The sequence below is a fragment of the Burkholderia sp. Ac-20384 genome (assembly GCF_017104605.1).
Taxonomy (GTDB): Bacteria; Pseudomonadota; Gammaproteobacteria; order Burkholderiales; family Burkholderiaceae; genus Burkholderia; species Burkholderia lata.
Map to the genome: position 1 here is coordinate 1 of NZ_JAAGPE010000116.1, position 20,573 is coordinate 20,573.

The window sequence follows — 20,573 nt, forward strand, 5'->3', positions numbered from 1 at the left end:
TCCCATCGGCCCGCAGCGGCCGGTGCCGCATCCGGCGCATCCGGCGCATCCGGCGCATCCGCCGCGGCCGATGCCTCCGGCGCCTCCGGTGCCGCCTGACGCCACGCGGCGCCCGACACGATGAACATTTCCCGTCTTTTCATCCTGCGGCCGGTCGCGACGCTGCTGCTGACGATCGCGCTCGTGCTGGCCGGCGCGGTCGCGGTCCGCTTCCTGCCGGTATCGTCGCTGCCCGACGTCGACTACCCGACGATCCAGGTGCAGACCTTCTACCCCGGCGCGAGCCCCGACGTGATGGCGACGACCGTCACCGCGCCGCTCGAGGTCCAGCTCGGCGAGATTCCCGGGCTGTAGCAGATGATCTCGTACAGCTCGGAAGGCGCGTCGGTCATCACGCTGCAGTTCGACCTGTCGGTCAGCCTCGACGTCGCCGAGCAGAACGTCCAGCAGGCGATCAACGCGGCCAACAGCTACCTGCCGAGCGGCCTGCCCGCGCCGCCGACCTACGCGAAGGTGAACCCGGCCGACCAGCCGGTGCTCACGCTTGCGGTCACGTCGAACTCGATGTCGCTCACACAGCTGCAGGACACCGCGAACAACCGGCTCGCGACGAAGATCTCCGAAGTGCCGGGCGTCGGCCTCGTCACGACGGCGGGCGGCCACGTGCCGGCCGTGCGCGTCGAAGCCGATCCGCACAAGCTCGCCGCGTACGGGCTGAATATCGACGACTTGCGCACGCTGCTCGCGAACGTGAACGTCAGCCAGCCGAAAGGCAACTTCGACGGCCCCGATCTCGACTACACGATCAATTCCAACGACCAGATCACCGATCCGAACGCGTACCTGCGCACGGTGATCGCGTACCAGAACGGCGCGCCGGTGTTCCTCGGCGACGTCGCGCGCGTGTCGCAGGCGCCGCAGGACGTCGAGCGCGGTGCGTGGCTGAACCGCACGCCGGCGATCGTGCTGAACGTGCAGCGCCAGCCCGGCGCGAACGTGATCGCGACCGTCGACCAGATCAAGCGGCAGCTCCCCGCGCTCGAAGCGACACTGCCGGCCGGCATGCACGTGCAGATCGTCGGCGACGGCACCGGCGTGATCCGCGCGTCGGTGTTCGACGCCGCGACCGAACTCGTGCTGGCCGTCGCGCTCGTCGTGATGGTGATCTTCGTGTTCCTGCGCAACCTGCCGGCGACGCTGATCCCGAGCATCGCGGTGCCGGTGTCGCTGATCGGCACCGTCGCGGCGATGTATGAACTGCACTACTCGATCGACAACCTGTCGCTGATGGCGCTGATCATCGCGACCGGCTTCGTCGTCGACGATTCGATCGTGATGATCGAGAACATCGTGCGCTACATCGAGCAGGGAATGCGGCCGCTCGACGCCGCGCTGAAAGGCGCCGGGCAGATCGGCTTCACGATCCTGTCGCTGACGGTCTCGCTGATCGCGGTGCTGATCCCGCTGCTGTTCATGGGCGGCGTGATCGGGCGGCTCTTCAGCGAATTCGCGGTCACGCTCGCGGTGACGATCCTGATCTCCGCAGTGGTCTCGCTGACGGTCGTGCCGATGCTGTGCGCGCGGATCCTGCGCGCACAGTCGGAGTCCCATCCGGGCCGCTTCGAGCAGTTCAGCGAACGGATCTTCGAGCGCACGCTCGCGGCCTACTCGCGTGCGCTCGCCTGGGTGCTGAAACACCAGACGCTGACGCTCGTCGTGGCGCTCGGCACCCTCGTGCTGACGCTGATCCTCTACGTCGCGATCCCGAAGGGGCTGTTCCCGGTGCAGGACGTCGGCACGATCCAGGGGATCAGCGTGGCCGACACGTCGGTGTCGTACGCGGCGATGGTCGAGCGCCAGTCGCAACTAGCCGACGCGCTGCTGAAGGATCCGGATGTCGCGTCGCTCACGTCGTACGTCGGGATCGACGGGGTCAATGCGACGCTCAACAACGGCCGCTTCCTGATCAACCTGCGCGCGCACGGCGACCGCTCCGCCAGCGCCGAGACGATCGCGCGGCGGCTCCAGCAGGAAACGGCCGGCGTGCCGGGCGTGCGGCTCTACCTGCAGCCGGTGCAGGACCTGACGCTCGACACGACGCTGTCGCCGAACCAGTACCGCTTCGTGCTGCGCGGCCCGAGCCGGCAGGCGCTGCAGCAGGTGGTGCCGACCCTGGTCGCGAAGCTGAAGCAGCTGCATTCGATCACCGACGTGCAGAGCGATCTCGACGTCGACGGCCTCGGCGTGCAGGTGGACGTCGACCGCCAGGCGGCCGCGCGCTTCGGCATCACGCCCGCGACGATCGACAACGCGCTGTACGATTCGCTCGGCCAGCGCATCGTGTCGACGATCTTCGAGCAGTCGAACCAGTACCGCGTGATCCTGGTCGCGAAGCCCGAGACGATGCCGAACGTCGCGTCGCTCGGCAACCTGTACCTGCCGAGCCAGACGAGCGGCAGCGGCCAGGTGCCGCTCAGCCAGATCGCGACCGTGCGGCTCGTGAAGACGCCGCTCGCGATCCGCCACCTCGCGCAATTCCCGGCGGTCACGGTGTCGTTCAATCTCGCGACCGGCGCGTCGCTGAGCGCGGCGGTGGCCGACGTGCGGCGCGTCGAGCGTGACGCCGCGCTGCCGCCGTCGATCCAGTCGTCGTTCCAGGGCGCGGCGGCCGCGTTCGAGGATTCGCTGTCGAGCGAGGTGTACCTGCTGATCGCCGCGCTGGTCGCGGTCTACATCGTGCTCGGCGTGCTGTACGAGAGCTTCATCCACCCGGTCACGATCCTGTCGACACTGCCGTCCGCCGGGATCGGCGCGCTGCTCGCGCTGATGATCGCCGGCGCGGATCTCGACGTGATCGGGATCATCGGCATCGTGCTGCTGATCGGCATCGTCAAGAAGAACGCGATCATGATCGTCGACTTCGCGCTCGAAGCCGAACGCGAACACGGCAAGGCGCCGGCCGACGCGATCTTCGAGGCCTCGCTGCTGCGTTTCCGGCCGATCCTGATGACGACCTTCGCCGCGATGCTCGGTGCGCTCCCGATGCTGGTCGGCACCGGCACGGGCTCGGAACTGCGCCGGCCGCTCGGCCTCGCGATCATCGGCGGGCTCGCGCTGAGCCAGATCCTCACGCTGTTCACGACGCCGGTGGTCTACCTGCTGTTCGACCGGCTGGCCGAGCGCGTGCGGCGCCGCCGTGAAGCGGCCGAACCCGGCAACGCCGCGCCCGACGGCGGGAGCGCATCGTGAACCCGGCCGCGCTGTTCATCAACCGGCCGGTCGCGACCACGCTGCTGGCGATCGCGATCCTGCTGTCCGGCGCGCTCGCCTACTTCCGGATGCCGGTCGCGCCGCTGCCGAACGTCGCCTATCCGGTGATCGTCGTGCAGGCGAACATGGCCGGCGCGAGCCCGGAGGTGATGGCATCCACGGTGGCCGAGCCGCTCGAACGGAGGCTCGAAACGATCGCGGACGTGCAGGAGCTCACGTCGATGAGCTACACGGGCTCGTCGATGATCGTGATCGAATTCGGCCTCGACCGCGACATCAACGGCGCCGCGCGCGACGTGCAGGCCGCGATCCAGGCCGCGCGCGCGGACCTGCCGACCACGCTGCGCTCGAACCCGACCTACCGGCAATACAATCCGGCCGACGCGCCGGTGATGGTGCTCGCGCTGACCTCCGACACGCTGACCTCCGCGCAGCTCTACGACTCGGCGGATTCGGTGATCCAGCAGCAGCTCTCGCAGATCAAGGGCGTCGGGCAGATCACGCTCGGCGGCGGCGCGCTGCCGTCGGTGCGCGTCGAGCTGAACCCCGGCAAGCTGAACAGCTACGGCATCGGCCTCGAGGACGTGCGCGCGTCGCTCGGCGCGGCGAACGCGGACAGCCCGAAGGGCCATCTCGACCAGGGCGGGCATCGCTACGAGATCCTGTCGAACGACCAGATCGGCACGGCCGCGCCGTATCGCGACATCGTCGTCGCGTATCGCAACGGCGCGGCCGTGCAGCTGCACGACGTCGCGCAAGTGCGCGATTCGAACGAGAACGTGCGCAACGCCGGCCTCTACAACGGCAAGCAGGCCGTGCTCGTGATCGTGTTTCCGGAGCCGGGCAGCAATGTCGTGAACACCGTCCGGCAGATCCGCGCGCGGCTGCCCGTGATCGAGGCCGCGTTGCCGGGCTCGGTGCATGTCGGCATCGCGGTCGACCATTCGCAGTCGATCAACGCGTCGGTGGCCGACACCGAGCGCACGCTCGGCATCGCGGTGCTGCTCGTCGTCGGCGTGGTTTTCGTGTTCCTGCTGTCGCCGCGCGCGACGCTGATTCCGGCCGTCGCGCTGCCGCTGTCGATCGTCGGCACGTTCGGGCCCATGTATCTGCTCGGCTACAGCATCGACAACCTGTCGCTGATGGCGCTGACTATCGGCACCGGCTTCGTCGTCGACGACGCGGTCGTGGTGCTCGAAAACGTCACGCGCTTTCTCGAGGCCGGCTACGCGCCGAAGGAGGCCGCGCTGCGCGGCAGCGCCGAGGTCGCGTTCACGGTCGTGTCGATGAGCGTGTCGCTGATCGCCGTGTTCCTGCCGATCCTGCTGATGCCCGGCATCGTCGGCCTGCTGTTTCACGAATTCGCGGTGACGCTGTCGATCGCGATCCTGCTGTCGATGGTGATCTCGCTGACCGTCACGCCGACGATGTGCGCGTATGTGCTGAGCCGGCACCGCTCGAACGCCGCGCCGTCGCGCATCGGCGGCCGCATCGCCGCCGTGCTCGACCGGCTGCGCGACGCGTACTCGCGCTCGCTCGACGTGGTGCTGGACCGCGCGCCGCTCGTCGGCATCCTGCTGATCGCGCTCGTCGCCGGCAACCTGCTGCTGTTCAGGCTGCTGCCCGCGACTTTCTTTCCCGAGCAGGACAACGGTACGCTGATGGGGCAGATCATCGCGGACCAAAGCATCTCGTTCGGCGCGATGCGGCAGAAGCTCGCGCAGCTGCAGGCGATCGTCCAGCAGGACCCGGCCGTTGCGGCCGTGGCCGGCTTCACCGGCGGGCGCGCGCTGAACACGGCGAACGTGTTCGTCGCGCTGAAGCCGCTCGCGCAGCGTCACGCATCGGCCACCGACGTCGTCAATCGGCTGCGGCCGAAGCTCGCGGCTGTGTCGGGTGCGCGCCTGTTCCTGCAGGCACAGCAGGATCTGCGGATCGGCGGCCGGCAATCGGCAGCCGAATACCAGTACACTCTGACGAGCGACGATCCGCAGGCGCTCTATGCGTGGACGCCGCGGCTCGTCGACGAACTGAACCGGCGGCGCGGCCAGCTCGTCGACGTGAATTCGGATCTGCAGCAGCACGGGCTGCAGACGATGGTGACGGTCGACCGCGCGACCGCGAAACGCTACGGCTTCGACCCGAACCAGATCGACAACGTGCTGTACGACGCGTTCGGCCAGCGCACCGTCTCGACGATCTACAACCAGTTGAACCAGTACTTCGTCGTGATGGAAGTCGCGCCGCAGTACTGGCAGTTCCCGTCGTCGCTCGGTCGGATCTTCGCGAGCACGGCGGCCGGCAACGCGAACGGCACCGCGCAGACGCAGTATTCGTCGGCGATCGTGCCGGCGGCGGCCACGACACCCGCGACCGGCGCCACGGTCGGCGTGACGGCGACCGGCACGAGCGGCACGACCAATGCGCAGAACGCGAACGCGGAAGCGAATGCGTCGACCAACAGCATCTCGAACAGCAAGGGCGGCAGCTCGACCGGCAGCGCAGACAGCACGTCGGCGGAAACGATGGTGCCGCTCACGGCGCTCGCGCTGTTCGCGAACAGCCACACCGCGACGCAGGTGAACCACCAGGGCGGCCTCGTCGCGGCGACGATCTCGTTCAACCTGCCCCCGAACGGGTCGCTCAGCGACGCAGCCGTCGCGATCGCCGACGCCGAACAGTCGATCGGCATGCCCGCATCGGTACACGGCGCGTTCGCCGGGGCCGCACAGGCGTTCACGAGTTCGATGAACACGGTGCCGCTCCTGATCGTCGCGGCGCTCATGGTCGTCTACCTCGTACTCGGCGTGCTGTACGAAAACACGATCCATCCGCTGACGATCCTGTCGACGCTGCCGTCGGCCGGCATCGGCGCGACGCTTGCGCTGCTCGTGTTCGGCGTGCCGTTCTCGGTGATCTCGATGATCGGCTTCATCCTGCTGATCGGCATCGTGAAGAAGAACGGAATCATGATGGTCGACGTCGCGATCGTGCTGCAGCGCGACGAAGGCTTCGACGCACGGCGCGCGATCCACGAGGCGGCCGTGCGGCGCCTGCGACCGATCATGATGACGACGGCAGCGGCCGTGCTCGGCGCGCTGCCGCTCGCGCTCGCGATCGGCCAGGGTGCGTCGCTGCGCCAGCCGCTCGGCGTGACGGTGATGGGCGGGCTCGTGATCAGCCAGGTGTTCACGCTTTACACGACGCCCGTGATCTATCTGTATCTTGACCGGCTGCGCGAGCGACTCGCGCGCGGGTCGTGGCTGTGGCCGCGACAACGGCGGCCCGAATCGAGGCCCTGAACAATGACATCCCCCCGCTCCGCTCCCGAGCATGCGCCGCCCGCGTGGCGGCTGCGCACCGGCGTGCTCTGCGCCGCGGCCGCGCTTGCCCTCGCCGGCTGTGCGGTCGGCCCCGACTATCACCGCCCGGCCGTCGCGACGCCCGCGACCTATCGCGAGCTGCCCGGCTGGACACAGGCCAAGCCCGATGCGGACGGCCCGAAAGGCGACTGGTGGACGGCGTTCCACGATCCGCTGCTGAACGAACTCGAGCCGCTCGTCACGGTGTCGAACCAGACGGTCCGGCAGGATTACTACAACTACCAGCAGGCGCTGGCGCTGGTGCGCGAGGCGCGTTCGGGGCTGTTCCCGACGGTTTCCGCGACGAGCTCCGCCACGCGGCAGCGCACGGCCGGCGCCGGCAACGCGTCCATCGCCAATTCCGGGGCGCTCGAAGGCACCGTGAGCTGGTCACCCGATCTGTGGGGCCAGGTGCGGCGCACCGTCGAGGAACGCAAGGCAAGCGCGCAGGCGAGCGCCGCGACCTACGCGAACGCCGCGCTGTCCGAGCAGGTGACGCTCGCGACGACGGTCATCGACCTGCGCGTCGCCGATGCGAACCTCGACCTGCTCGATGCGACCGTGAAGGCCGACGAAGCATACCTGCGCGTGATCGCCGACCAGGACAAGGCCGGCACGATCCCGCCCTCCGATCTCGTCAGCGCACAGACGCAGCTCGAAAGCGCGCAATCGAGCCTGATCGCGCTCGGCGTGTCGCGGGCGAAGTACGTGCATGCGATCGCGGTGCTGGTCGGCCGCAATCCGGAGGCGCTCGACGTGCCGCACGATGCCACGTTGCCGGCGCTGCCCGACGTGCCGGTCGGCGTGCCGTCAACGCTGCTGCAGCGGCGGCCCGACATCGCGGTGGCGGAACGGCAGATGGCGTCGGAAAACGCGGCGATCGGCGTCGCGATCGCCGCGTATTACCCGACGATCTCGCTGTCGGCGGCGGCCGGCTTCTCCGCGTCGCCGCTGGCCGGGCTGCTGAACGTCGCGAACTACGTGTGGTCGCTCGGTGCGAGCGCGTCGCAAACGCTGTTCGACGGCGGCGAGCGCAGCGGCGAAGTGGCGGCCGCGAAGGCCGCCTACGACGCGGCGGTCGCGAACTATCGCGGCACCGTGCTCGGCGCGCTGCAGAACGTCGAGGACGACCTCGCCAGCGTGCGCGTGCTCGCCGAGCAGGCGGCCGTGCTGGAACGTGCGGTGGCCAGCGCGAAACGCGGTGCGGACATCGCGTTCAACGAGTATCAGGCCGGCACCGTGGACTACACGACGGTCGCCACCGCGCAGACGACGCTGCTCGGGCTTCAGGAGAATGCGCTGACCGTGCAGCAGGAACGGCTGGTTGCGACGGCGACGTTGTTTGGCGATCTCGGCGGCGGGTGGTCGGATGTGCAGCTCGATGGGCTGCAGGTGAAGCAGACGGGGCGCTTACCGGGGTGACGTTCCCGGCGAGCATCTTCATGGTCAACGAGAGGAAAATGGCTTGTGTCCGGTCGCCTTCAATGCGGCATTGATGTCATCGCGTGTGTTGACGATACGGCCGTCTACGTTGCAATCCGATTGCACCGGCTTCGCACCGGCAGCAAATCCCACGCCGCTCAGTTTGGTCGCTACCCATTGCGGATTACGCCTTTCCAGCGCGAACGTCATGATCCCGGCCTGGTCGTCCGTCAACATCAATTCGCCATCCTTGTCCGCCAACGCGACGCATAAGAATGCGGCGTCGTGGTCCTTGAGCAGATCGACCACGACATAGCGATAGTCCTTCAGCTCCAGCTTGGTGTCGTTCAATCGATGTGTGGCCGCCAGTATTTGGGCGCGGTCAGAGTCGCTCTTGTCCAGATCGCGGGCATACGCGATGTTGGCAATGGCCGTGGTGAGGATCAGTGCGCATGCAGCAAGCTTGGTTAGCTTCATCATCAAGAATATTCGAGAATCAGTCATTCAGCATCGATCCGTCAATTTAATACGAATTCCGACAGGAACGTAATTTTTCCGGGTTGGAAGAACCTGTCGCGATTGCCGTTGACTCCGATTCGCGAAGCTAAGGGCACTTCATACCAGCCAGGACACTGCCCGCCTTCCCGCCACGATTTCCATTACATCATTTGACGCGCGAATTATCGAGCGCGTATCGCTCGGCGCCACGGCGCGCATGTTCACCACTGGCGCGGCCCCGTGCTGCACGGCTTTCGCCCGAGCACACTCGCTCCGTCGAGTTCATCGAATCGACTGCGTACACAACCATCACATTACCGCCAACTCAAGCGGAAACCTGCGGTAAACAAATCGTTGTGGATTCCCAACGGATCGAAAATTGTGTCGTGACCTAATGGCGGCTCCTGACGAAGGCCCGTCGCTTCGGCAGGAAGGAAAGCAGTTTCGTACCATGCCAGGAGAGTCAATGATGAAAGGTATCTTGAGGAAATCGCTGTTGTCGCTTGCGATGCTGGCCGCCTTCACGGCCGCGCATGCGCAGAGCACGGTGACGCTTTACGGCGTCATCGACGAGTCGCTGCAGTTCACGCACAACGCCACGCCCACCGGCAGCAACCAGCTCGGCCTGTATTCGGGCAACCTGTCCGGCAGCCGCTGGGGGATGATGGGCAGCGAGGATCTCGGCGGCGGGCTGAAAGCGATCTTCCAGCTCGAGAGCGGCTTCAACGTCAACAACGGCAAGATGGGAACCTACAACGGCACGACGTCGTTGTTCGGCCGTCAGGCCTACGTCGGCCTGCAAAGCGCGCAGTACGGCACGCTCACGCTCGGCCGCCAGTACGATCCGCTGGTCGACCAGGTTCAGGGGCTGACCGAGGACAATTACTTCGGCAGCACGTTCGCCACCGCCGGCGACGTCGACAACTATGACAACAGCTCGCGCACCAACAATGCGATCAAGTACCTGTCGCCGAGCTACGGCGGGCTGCAGGTCGAGACGATGTACGCGCTCGGCGGCGTCGCGGGGCAAACCGGCTCGGGGCAGACCTGGGCAGTGGCCGCGGCGTACAACAACGGCCCGTTCTCGCTGGCCGCCGGTTACTACGTGGCCGACAACTCGAATTCGACGATCGCGCGCACCGGCTGGTCGTCGACCTCCGACGGCACCTTCGACGGCCCGGTGAACTCGGGGTACGCGACTGCGAAGTCGATCAACATCGCGCGCGTCGCCGCACGCTACATCGCCGGCCCGTACACGCTCGGCCTCGCATACAGCAATTCGGCGTACAAGGCGGACGCGCAGTCGGCATTCGCGTCGACCGAGAAGTTCAACACCGGCCAGGCGTACGTGAACTACCAGGCCGCGCCGGCGCTGCTGCTCGGCCTCGGCTACAGCTATACGCATGCAAGCGGCGTGACCAACGCGTCCTATAACCAGGTATCGCTGGGCGCCGACTACAGCCTGTCGAAGCGCACCGACGTGTATCTCGTCGGCGCATGGCAGAAGGCGACCGGCACGCAGCTGAACGCGGACGGCACGGTGTCGAGCGCGGAAGCGTCGATCGGCTCGTACGGCGTGGCCGGCACGAACAGCCAGGACATGGTCAGCCTCGGCATTCGCCACCGGTTCTGATCGCAGGCCGCGCCGGCTGTCGTTCGCGGCGGCCGGCGCACGCGCCTTGTCACCGCGACGCGCCCGCATTTCATCGCAATCATTTGAAATATTGCGGTGTTCCAGCGCACCGAAACGTGCTTTCCCCCGCGATATTCCCGAACACGACGACCGCTCGCGCGTCTTCACGCGGCATCGATTACCGATCGTGCACATTGCCCGCTGTCACCCACGCCGAATATCTCAATAATGGCCGCCCACTCTTGCGCGGGTTCCAATTCAATCCGCTTACGATGCGTCATTCGTGGAGTCCTGAATATGACGAAACAATCCTGAAATTTATTTGACGATCGTGTGACCTATGCTTCCGTCACACCGCGCACCGGCCACGCCGAGCGCGGCAGTCATCCCCGACAGTGAAAGTAAAAGGCCCGATCATGTATCACACGATGCGCATGGAAGTCTCCACCGAATCCGGCTATCCAGTGATCCGGTTCACGATCGACGGCCAGACGTCCGTACTCGGCGTTCACGACATCGACCAGATGATCCTGCAGCTCGCGACCGCACGCGCCGCGATGCAGCCGACCCATCCGGTCGAACCGCCGGAAGGCCAGTATCCACTGCAGATCGACCCGTGCTGGCGCGTCGACCGGCTCGCCGATTACGACGGCGCGGTGCTGTCGATCCGTCATGTCGGAATGGGCTGGATCGCGTTCGCGCTGCCCGCCGTCAACCTGACCACCCTCGTCGAGGCGCTCGCTTCTCCGCCGGAGATGGCCGCGCCGGTCAACCACGCGATGCTGAACTGATGCGCTACCGGCACTGACCGGTTTTGACGTCGGCTTGCCGAACCCTATCCCATTTACTTCGCAATACGAATCGTCACCGCGATCCTCGCCTCGCCGGCCCGGGTCGTGGCCTTCCGTTCCTTATTGACAAGGACCTGCCCATCATGCGAATCGCATCATCGACCGCCACGCCCGCCCTGCAACCTTCCGCCTATGCGCTGTCGGATGTCGGCGCCTGCACGTGGTGCCTGCTGCCGCCCGACACATCGCCCGCCGTTTCCGGGGCCGGCCACGCACACGCATTCGACGCACACCCGATCTTCCGCTGCCGCCTCACCGGCCGCTATACCTCCGGGCTGTCGCTGAACGTCGTCTGCGGCAACGGCTACGCAACCGTGCACCAACTGGCGCAATCGCACGTCGACACAGTCTCGCGCCTGCTCGTTCGCGACGAGCAGAACGACGCCGGGCATCGGGTTCATGCATTCGACGACGGGATCGCCTGGCAGTGAAGAAGAGTTCGTTGAAGTTCGGCTGGCTCGCCCGGCTTTTCTGGCTCACGCCGGCCGCTTTCCCCGCTCACGCGCAGCCGGTGCAGGCCGCACAATCAGCGCCCGATGCGCCGCCTTCGAGCGGCTTCGCGATCCAGGACATCCGCGTCGAGGGTCTGACGCGCATCGAACCCGGCACGGTGTTTTCGTATCTGCCGTTCAAGATCGGCGACACCTTCACCGACGACAAGGCGTCGGCCGCGATCCGCGCGCTCTATGCGACCGGGTTCTTCAACGACGTGCGGATCGGGACGGAAGGCAACGTCGTGATCGTGAACGTCGTCGAGCGCTCGGTGATCGGCACGATCGATTTCGCGGGGCTGCACGAATTCGACAAGGACGCGATCGAGAAGGCGATGAAGTCGGTCGGGCTCGTCTCCGGGCATGCGTACGACCCGTCGCTCGTCAGCAAGGCCGAGCAGGAACTCAAGCGGCAGTACCTGACGCGCGGCTACTACGCGGCCGAAGTGACCACCACGGTGAGCCCGATCGACCGCAACCGGGTGGCGCTGCTGTTTTCGGTCGTCGAGGGGCCGAGCGCGAAGATCCGGCAGGTCGCCTTCGTCGGCAATCGTGTGTTCAGCGACGCGACGCTGCGCGACGAAATGCAGCTGTCGACGCCGAACTGGTTCTCCTGGTACACGAAGGACGACCTGTATTCGAAGGACAAGCTCGCCACCGATCTCGACGCCGTGCGCGCGTACTACCTCGATCGCGGCTATCTGGAATTCAACATCGATTCGACCCAGGTATCGCTGTCGCCGGACCGCAAGGACATGGACCTGACCATCGTGCTGCACGAAGGCCGGCCATACACGATCTCGGGCATCCGGCTGGCCGGCGACTTGCTCGGGCGCGAGGCCGAGCTGAACCGGATCGTCGCGATCCGTGCGGGCGAGCGCTTCTCGGCGGCGAAACTCAAGGACACGACACAGGCGCTGATCGACAAACTCGGCGAGTACGGCTACGCGTTCGCGACGATCAATACCGTCCCGCAGATCGACCAGCAGCACCACACGGTCGATCTCACGCTGCAGGTCACGCCCGGGCGGCGCGTCTACGTGCGGCACATCGACATTTCCGGCAACACGCGCACCCGAGACGAGGTGATCCGTCGCGAGATGCGGCAGATGGAAGACGCGTGGTTCGATTCGTCTCGGCTCAAGCTGTCGAAGGATCGCATCAACCGCCTCGGCTATTTCACCGACGTCGACGTGACGACCGTGCCCGTCGAAGGCACCGCCGACCAGGTCGACGTGCAGGTGAAGGTGACCGAGAAACCGACCGGCACGATCTCGCTCGGCCTGGGCTACGGGTCCGGCGAAGGCCCGATCATCTCGGCCGGCGTGTCGCAGGACAACGTGTTCGGCAGCGGCCAGACGATTGCCGTCAACGCGAACACCGCGACGACGATGCGCACGCTGAGCGTGTCGCAGACCGATCCGTACTTCACGATCGACGGCGTCAAGCGCATCACCGACGTGTACTACCGGACGACGCAGCCGCTCTACTATTCCAGCACGAACGACACGAGCTTCCGGATCATCTCGTACGGGGTCGACACGAAGTTCGGCATCCCGTTTTCCGAGACCGACATGGTGTATTTCGGGCTCGGGCTCGAACAGGACCGCCTCGACGTCGATTCGACGACCCCGCAGAGCTACGTCGACTACGTGAAGACGTTCGGCCGCGTATCGAACGTCGCGCCGTTCACGATCGGCTGGTCGCGCGACCAGCGCGACAGCGTGCTGATCCCGGGGCGCGGCTACTACCTGCAGGCGAACGCGGAATACGGCACGCCGATCGGCTCCGTGTCGTACTACAAGACCGACGTGCAGGCGCAGTACTACCACTCGTTCGCGCGCGGCCTCGTGCTCGGGTTCAATGTCCAGGCCGGCTACGGCAACGGCCTCGGCGGCCAGCCGTACCCGATCTTCAAGAACTACTTCGCGGGCGGCATCGGCTCCGTGCGCGGCTACGAGCCCGGTTCGCTCGGCCCGCGCGACGCGACGACGGGCGACCCGATCGGCGGCTCGAGGATGGTGGTCGGTAACGTCGAGATGACCGTTCCGCTGCCCGGCACCGGCTACGACCGCACGCTGCGCGTATTCACGTTCGTCGACGGCGGCAACGTGTGGGGCACCGAAGGCAACAGCGTGGGCGCGAACGGCTTGCGGTACAGCTACGGCGTCGGGCTCGAATGGATCTCGCCGATCGGCCCGCTGAAGATCGACTATGCGCTGCCGATCGTCCACCACACCGGCGACCAGTACCAGAAGTTCCAGTTCCAGATTGGCACGTCGTTCTGATTCCGCGCCCGGCCCGCGCCACACCTTGCGCGGCGGCCTCGTCGCCCGCCTGCGCGCCTCGGCGATCGCACTGCTCGTCGAGGCCGCGCTGTCGGTCGCGCTCGGCGCGCCGCGCGATGCCGATGCGCAGTTGCAGAATGCCGCGGCCGCTCCTTACCCGCTCGGCGACGCATGGGGGCTGCGCATCGCGTCGCAGCTCGTCGAGCACCCGCTCGCGGCCGGCCAGGCCGCGACGACGTTCGGGATCGGCGCGACCGCCACCGGCACCGTCGATCAGGACCTGTCGCTGCACGGGAATGCGGAGCTGCGCCGCGGCACGTCGGTCGTGAAGGCCGATGCGATCCACTACGACGAGGACACCGACATGACCGACGCCTACGGCCATGTGGTCGTCGTACACGACGGTAACGCCTTCGCCGGCCCCGACGCGCATCTGCGACTCGACAGCGTCGAAGGCACGATGACGTCGCCGCATTACCGCTTCAACCTGACGGGCGGCTCAGGCTCCGGCACGCGCGTGGATCTTCTCGACGATTCGCGCGAAGTCGTCTACGACGGCACGTACACGACCTGCCACTGCGCGAACGATCCCGCGTGGTATCTCAGGGCGTCGCGGCTCGATCTCGACAATGCCGCGGGCATTGGCGTCGCGCACGACGGCGTGCTGGTCTTCGCGGGCTTGCCGCTGTTTGCGTCGCCGTGGATGTCGTTTCCGCTGAACGATCAACGCAAGACCGGGATCCTGCCGCCCACGTTCTCGATCAGCTCGACGAACGGCTATGACGTCGCGGTGCCGATCTATTTCAATCTCGCGCCCAACTACGACCTGACGGTCACGCCCCGCCTGATGACCAAGCGCGGCGCGATGCTGACGACCGACACCCGCTACCTGAGCCCGACCTATTCCGGCTCGCTGTCCGTCAGCGTGCTGCCGGACGACGCGACGACGCACACCAATCGCTACTCGATCGCGTTCCAGCATCGCGAGAACCTCGGCAACGGCTTCGCCGCGTACGCGAACTACAACCGCGTGTCCGACGCGTCGGTGCCGTCGGACTTCTCGAACGCGAACTCGCTCGTCGTCGGCTCGCAGACGCTGTTCCAGCAGGAAGCGGGCGTCACCTACAACCACGGCCCGTGGTCCGTGCTCGCGCGCGTGCAGAACTGGCAGTCGTTCACGACCGCACCGCCGTACAACCGCGAACCGGAGCTCGATGCGAAATACACGCGCTACAACGTCGGCGGTTTCGATTTCGGCGCCGACGTGAACGCGACGCGCTTCACGATCCCGACCGCCGATTCGACCGAAGGCAACCGGCTCACGTTCGACACCTACGTCAGCTATCCGATCGTGGCGCCCGGATGGTATGTGACGCCGAAGCTCCAGTGGCATGCGGCGTCGTACGACCTGACGTCGATCGGCAGCGACGCGCCGGCCGGACAGCCGAAAAACTTCACCGTCAACGTGCCGACCGCGAGCCTCGACATGGGCGCCACGTTCGAGCGTGCGGTCCGGCTGTTCGGCATCGACATGATCCAGACGCTCGAACCGAGGCTTTACTACGTCGATACGCCGTACCGCAATCAGACCTTCGCGCCGGCGTTCGACACCGCGCCGCTCGACTTCGGTCTCGCGGAGATCTTCACGAGCAACCGCTTCGTCGGCGGCGACCGCGTGAGCGACATGAACCGGCTGACCGCCGGCGTCACGACACGCTTCGTCGATGCCGGCAGCGGCGCCGAGCTCGCGCGCTTCGTGCTCGCGCAGGAGTATTACTTTCGCGCGTCGCAGGTCACGATGCCGGGCGATACGCCGCCGACGGTCGGTCCGTCCGACGTGGTCGCCGGCGCCGCGTTCCATATCGGCACCGGCCTCGAGCTTCAGCAGGCGGTCGAGTACAACCAGTCGAGCAACGAACTGACCCAGACGATGGCCGGCATCGACTGGAAGCCGGCCGACGGCAGGGTCGTCAATCTCGCGTACCTGTACGCGCGCGCGAACGCGACGCTCGACGACGAGCCCGAGAACCAGGTGCTGCTGTCCGCGCAATGGCCGCTGACGCATGCGCTGTCGGGCGTCGGCTCGGTCGACTACGACCTCGCCGCGCACCGGCTGGTCAGCGGGCTGCTCGGGTTCCAGTACGCGGCCGACTGCTGGGCCGTCAGCTTCGCGCTGCAGAAATACACCAACTACAACGGCACGACGTCGCCGACCACCGGCACCCGCGTGCTGGTGCAGTTGCAGCTCAACGGCCTGAGCCGCATCGACAACGGGCTGCTGCAGCAATTTCGCACGAGCGTGCCCGGGTATTCGACGCCGACGCTGCCGGCGCCGACGTCGCGGTTCAGCAACTATCCGTAAGCCACGCAATCGGCGAAGGCAGCGTCGGTTGCGCGCGGCACCACGCCGTCGGGCGGCCGACGATCGCCAGGACTCCGGCCGTGCCCGTCCCGCCGGCCCTCGCCGATCAGCGCGTCGTGCGCAAGGGTGCGCCGCGGCCCGGTTTCGATCCCCCTGGATGCACGGCGCCCGCACGGGTCGGGATCAACCCGCGATTCGCCCCCGCACGCTTCTCCGCAATCCCGACGCGGCGTAGGATGAGCGGCGCAGACGCCACGGCCTGCACCACCCGGACACCCCGCATGAAACCACACCACCCGCTCACGACCGAAACGTGGCGCATGGACGACGCCACGGCCGCCACCTGGATCAGCGCGGCCCACCTCGGTCGCCGCAAAAAGTATGACAAGGGCGCCACGATCTACCGGCAGGGCGAACCTGGCACCACGTTCTACTTCCTGCTGTCGGGCCGCGTGCAGGTCTCGATCTTCCAGCGCGACGGTGCCGAATTCATTCTCGAAGTCATGGGGCGCTGGTCGATGTTCGGCGAGAGCCCGGCAATCGACGGCCACTCGCGCATCGCCACGGCCATCACGGTCGAGGCGTCCGAGTTGCTCGAATTCGACATCCGCGCGATCGAGGACGCGATACCGTCGTCCCCCGAGCTCGCGATGGCGCTGCTGCGCGTCATCGCGCTCAAGCAGCGCATTCTGGCGTCGCGCATCCAGTACCTCGCCCTCCCCAAACCCGAAATGCGCATCGGCGAGCTGCTCGGCAGGTTGTCGGATCTGTATGGCGAACCGCTCGACGGCCACACGCTGATCACGATCCCGCTCACGCACGAGCAGATCGCCGCGATGACGGGCGCCACGCGCGTGACCGTCACACGCGCGCTGAAGCGGCTCGCCGACCTTGGTGCGATCGAGATCCGGCAGCGGCGCATCTGGGTAATGGATGCGTCCCGGCTGCTCGGCTGATTTGTAAACGCCTATACAGACTTCTCTTCGGGGCGCCGGTAAAGTCCGCGCATCGGCTGTCCGCTGGCGGACGCCCCACCCCGTGAAGGAGAAGTCATGAACGGCATTGAACGGTTGCGCCTCCCCGAAGACGATCCGACGTTCGGCGGAAATCGCGTCTTCGAACTATTTCAGTATGCGCCGGCGGTCACCGCCAACGGCCTCGTGTTCATCGCCGGGCAGGTCGGCCTGCACCCGGACGGTTCGATTCCAGCGTCGCCTGTCGAGCAGATCGACGCGGCATTCCGGCGCGTCGAGGCGATCCTCGCGCACCTCGGACTGGATTTCTCGGATGTCGTCGAACTGGTTTCCTATCACGTCGACGTCGGCGCGCATCTGGCCGACTTTCGCACCGTGAAGGCGCAATACATACGCGCCGACTTTCCCGCATGGACGATCCTTGGTGTCGCCGCGCTGGCGCGCCCGGAATTCATCGTCGAGATCAAGATCGTCGCGGCGACCCGCAACGCATGACACCTCTTGCGCGTGCATGACAATCAGGAGTTCGATATGAATCACCCGGCCAGGACTGACGGATTCGCGTTCGTCGAATTCGTTTCATCCGCCCCCTCCGAACTGGTCGACCTGTTCGAACGCTTCGGCTTTCGTGTCGCCGGACGATCGCGACACGACATGATCCTGATGACGCAAGGCGCTGCCGCATTCGTCGTGAACGGCACCCCGAATGCGTTCCGGGATCGACATGGCGCGTCCGTGCGGGCAATCGCGATTCGCGTCGACGACGCGCGCCGCGCGCAGGAGCAGGCGCTGGCTGGCGGCGCACGCATCGCGCTGCCTGAAGCCGAAGGCGCCTTCGTCGTCGATACGCCGACCATTCTGGGTATCGGCGACAGCCTCGTGTATTTCGTCGACACCGATATCCGCGACGTGTTCAGCCTGCCGGTCGAACCGCATCGCGCACCGGCGAGCGACGCGCGCATCGTCGCGGTCGATCACACGTCGAACATCGTCCACCCGGAGAATCTCGACCGCTGGGCGGATTTTTACCGCGATACCTTCGGTTTCGACGAACGGCAATACCTTGAAGTGAAGGGCCGCGCCACCGGCATGCGCGCGCGCTCGATGGTCAGCCCGTGCGGACGCGTATCGATTCCGGTCGCGGCCGCCGCGCACGACCAGCCCGGCGTGCTGAACCAGAACGACGAGTTCATTCGCGACTACGGCGGAGAAGGCATCCAGCATATCGCGCTGCTGAGCGCCGATATCGAGGTGACGCTCGACCGCCTTGCCGCGGCCGGCATCGCGTTCATGGCCCCGCCTTCGCCGCACTATTACACCGGCATCGACACGCGACTGCCCGGACACGGCCTCGACGTGGAACGGCTGGCCGCGCGCGGCATTCTCGTCGACGGAAAAGGACCGGAGCACATCCTGCTCCAGCGCTTCACGCGGCGCCAGATCGGCCCCGTGTTCTTCGAAATCATCGAGCGGTGCGGCGAAGACGGGTTCGGCGAGGGTAATTTCAAAGCGCTGTTCGAATCGCAGGAACTGGATCAGCAGGCGCGCAATACGCAGCAATGAAAGCGGGCCGCGGACCGTTGCGCCGCGGCATCCGCAAGCGCCTGTCGCCCTGCCATGCCTGATGCGCGCGAGCAGAATCCCGAGCGGCGCGGCGTTTCGCACCCCGTGCGCCCGCGCCCAGTTCAACGCCCCTGCCGTGGTCGCACCCGTGTCGTTTACAACCGGGTTCCGGGCGCATGACCGATAGTCGCCGGCACCCGTTTCTCTAAACTGGTTCACACAACAAACCTGCTCGACGTCGACCGCAACGCGCGTCATTTCACCGACATCGAGGCAACCCCGAGACACCCGCCTTCGCTGTCCATCGGCCCGCACGACTCCACTGCACACCCGCCCGGCCGGCTGCCAAGGCAATTCCAGGAGAGTTCTTTGAGCCCGTCGCAAGCGCACCCCGCGAAAGCCCGGTCTTCGCGCAAGTCCGTCAAGCTGGATGACATCACGATCGTCGACCCCGCCGTCCTCAAGCGCGCGGTCGGCGCCATGGCGTTCGGCAACGCGATGGAATGGTTCGACTTCGGCGTGTACAGCTACATCGCCGTCACGCTCGGCAAGGTGTTCTTCCCGTCCAGCAGCCCGTCCGCGCAGCTGCTCGCAACCTTCGGCACGTTCGCGGCCGCGTTCCTCGTGCGCCCGCTCGGCGGCATGGTGTTCGGCCCGCTCGGCGACCGCATCGGCCGCCAGCGCGTGCTCGCCGCCACGATGATCATGATGGCCGTCGGCACCTTCGCGATCGGCCTGATCCCCAGCTACGCGTCGATCGGCATCATGGCGCCCGTGCTGCTGCTCGTCGCGCGCCTCGTGCAGGGTTTCTCGACCGGCGGCGAATACGGCGGCGCAGCCACCTTCATCGCCGAATTCTCGACCGACAGGCGCCGCGGCTTCATGGGCAGCTTCCTCGAGTTCGGCACGCTGATCGGCTATACGCTCGGCGCGGCGACGGTCGCCCTGCTCACCGCGTCGCTGTCGCAGGAAGCGCTGCTGTCGTGGGGCTGGCGCGTGCCGTTCTTCATCGCCGGCCCGCTCGGTCTCGTGGGCCTCTACGTCCGGCTGAAACTCGAGGAAACGCCCGCCTTCAAGAAGGAAGCCGAAGCACGCGAAGCGGACGAACGGTCGCGGCCGAAACAACGCTTCGCGGCGCTGCTCGTCGAACAGTGGCGGCCGCTGCTGCAATGCGTCGGCCTCGTGCTGATCTTCAACGTGACCGACTACATGGCGCTGTCGTACCTGCCGAGCTACCTGTCGGCGACGCTGCACTTCCGCGAATCGCACGGCCTGTTCCTGGTGCTGCTCGTGATGGTGCTGATGATGCCGATGACGCTCTACGCCGGGCACCTGTCGGACAAGGTCGGCCGCAAGCCGGTGATGATGGCCGGCTGCGTGGGCCTGCTCGTGCTGGCCGTGCCGGCGCTGATGCTGATCCGCACCGGCGGCATGCTGCCCGTGTTCGGCGGGATGCTGATCTACGGCGTGCTGCTGTCGACGTTCACCGGCGTGATGCCGTCGGCGCTGCCCGCGCTGTTCCCCACGCGCATCCGCTACGGCGCGCTCGCGATCGGCTTCAACGTGTCGGTGTCGCTGTTCGGCGGCACGACCCCGCTCGTCACCGGATGGCTGGTCGATCGCACCGGCGACCTGATGATGCCCGCGTACTACCTGATGGGCGCCTCGTTCATCGGCATCGTGTCGGTGCTCGCGCTGCGCGAGACCGCACGCCAGCCGCTGCCCGGCTCCGCGCCGTGCGTGGCGAGCCGCGCGGAGGCGCTGAGCCTCGTTCGCGGCGGGGCCGACGAAGCACGCGGGCGGGACAGGAAGCTCACGCCGATCAGCGAACGCGCGTGATGCCGGCGCTGGTCGCGTTG

Annotated in this window: 11 protein-coding genes and 2 pseudogenes; 12 read left to right on the forward strand and 1 reads right to left on the reverse strand. The window is 66.7% G+C overall.

The window, feature by feature from the left end; all coding sequences use genetic code 11:
* Positions 1-120: 120 nt before the first annotated feature.
* From G3O00_RS21485 to G3O00_RS21495, 3 genes and pseudogenes are all read left to right on the forward strand, one after another.
* Positions 121-3,249, forward strand: a pseudogene (locus tag G3O00_RS21485) (efflux RND transporter permease subunit).
* The gene (locus G3O00_RS21490) at positions 3,246-6,572 is read left to right on the forward strand and encodes an efflux RND transporter permease subunit (protein ID WP_206144250.1); all 3,327 of its coding nucleotides are present in this window, start codon (positions 3,246-3,248) and stop codon (positions 6,570-6,572) included. The pseudogene G3O00_RS21485 and the gene G3O00_RS21490 overlap by 4 nt, the downstream one beginning before the upstream one ends.
* A 3-nt stretch (positions 6,573-6,575) precedes the next feature.
* On the forward strand, positions 6,576-8,054 hold the full coding sequence (locus G3O00_RS21495) for an efflux transporter outer membrane subunit (RefSeq protein ID WP_206144251.1): 1,479 nt from the start codon (positions 6,576-6,578) through the stop codon (positions 8,052-8,054).
* A gap of 24 nt (positions 8,055-8,078) precedes the next feature.
* Here the strand turns inward: G3O00_RS21495 and G3O00_RS21500 are convergent, their stop codons facing one another.
* Entirely contained in the window at positions 8,079-8,558 is a 480-nt protein-coding gene (locus G3O00_RS21500; protein WP_206144252.1) for a hypothetical protein, read from the reverse strand.
* A 463-nt stretch (positions 8,559-9,021) separates the two neighbouring features.
* Here G3O00_RS21500 and G3O00_RS21505 point away from each other — a divergent pair, with 463 nt between their 5' ends.
* The 9 genes and pseudogenes from G3O00_RS21505 (at position 9,022) to proP (ending at position 20,553) form a co-directional block, all read left to right on the forward strand.
* Entirely contained in the window at positions 9,022-10,185 is a 1,164-nt protein-coding gene (locus G3O00_RS21505; protein WP_206144262.1) for a porin, read from the forward strand.
* A 434-nt stretch (positions 10,186-10,619) separates the two neighbouring features.
* A complete protein-coding gene (locus tag G3O00_RS21510) occupies positions 10,620-10,976 on the forward strand; it encodes a hypothetical protein (RefSeq protein WP_206144253.1) in 357 nt (118 codons plus the stop codon).
* 143 nt (positions 10,977-11,119) lie between these two features.
* Positions 11,120-11,467: a hypothetical protein gene (locus G3O00_RS21515; RefSeq protein WP_174929171.1), complete on the forward strand. Its 348-nt coding sequence runs from the start codon at positions 11,120-11,122 to the stop codon at positions 11,465-11,467.
* A gap of 116 nt (positions 11,468-11,583) precedes the next feature.
* Positions 11,584-13,815, forward strand: a pseudogene (bamA, locus tag G3O00_RS21520) (outer membrane protein assembly factor BamA); the annotation flags it as partial.
* Positions 13,799-16,177: an LPS-assembly protein LptD gene (locus tag G3O00_RS21525; protein ID WP_241025267.1), complete on the forward strand. Its 2,379-nt coding sequence runs from the start codon at positions 13,799-13,801 to the stop codon at positions 16,175-16,177. The pseudogene bamA and the gene G3O00_RS21525, both read left to right, overlap by 17 nt.
* A 281-nt stretch (positions 16,178-16,458) precedes the next feature.
* Positions 16,459-17,133, forward strand: a complete 675-nt coding sequence (locus tag G3O00_RS21530) for a Crp/Fnr family transcriptional regulator (protein ID WP_206144255.1) — start codon at positions 16,459-16,461, stop codon at positions 17,131-17,133.
* Positions 17,134-17,229: 96 nt separating this feature from the next.
* The gene (locus G3O00_RS21535) at positions 17,230-17,646 is read left to right on the forward strand and encodes a RidA family protein (protein ID WP_206144256.1); all 417 of its coding nucleotides are present in this window, start codon (positions 17,230-17,232) and stop codon (positions 17,644-17,646) included.
* 36 nt (positions 17,647-17,682) lie between these two features.
* Complete coding sequence (locus tag G3O00_RS21540; RefSeq protein WP_206144257.1) at positions 17,683-18,714, forward strand: VOC family protein; 1,032 nt, start codon at positions 17,683-17,685, stop codon at positions 18,712-18,714.
* A gap of 369 nt (positions 18,715-19,083) precedes the next feature.
* Complete coding sequence (proP, locus tag G3O00_RS21545) at positions 19,084-20,553, forward strand: glycine betaine/L-proline transporter ProP (protein WP_206144258.1); 1,470 nt, start codon at positions 19,084-19,086, stop codon at positions 20,551-20,553.
* Positions 20,554-20,573: the final 20 nt, after the last annotated feature.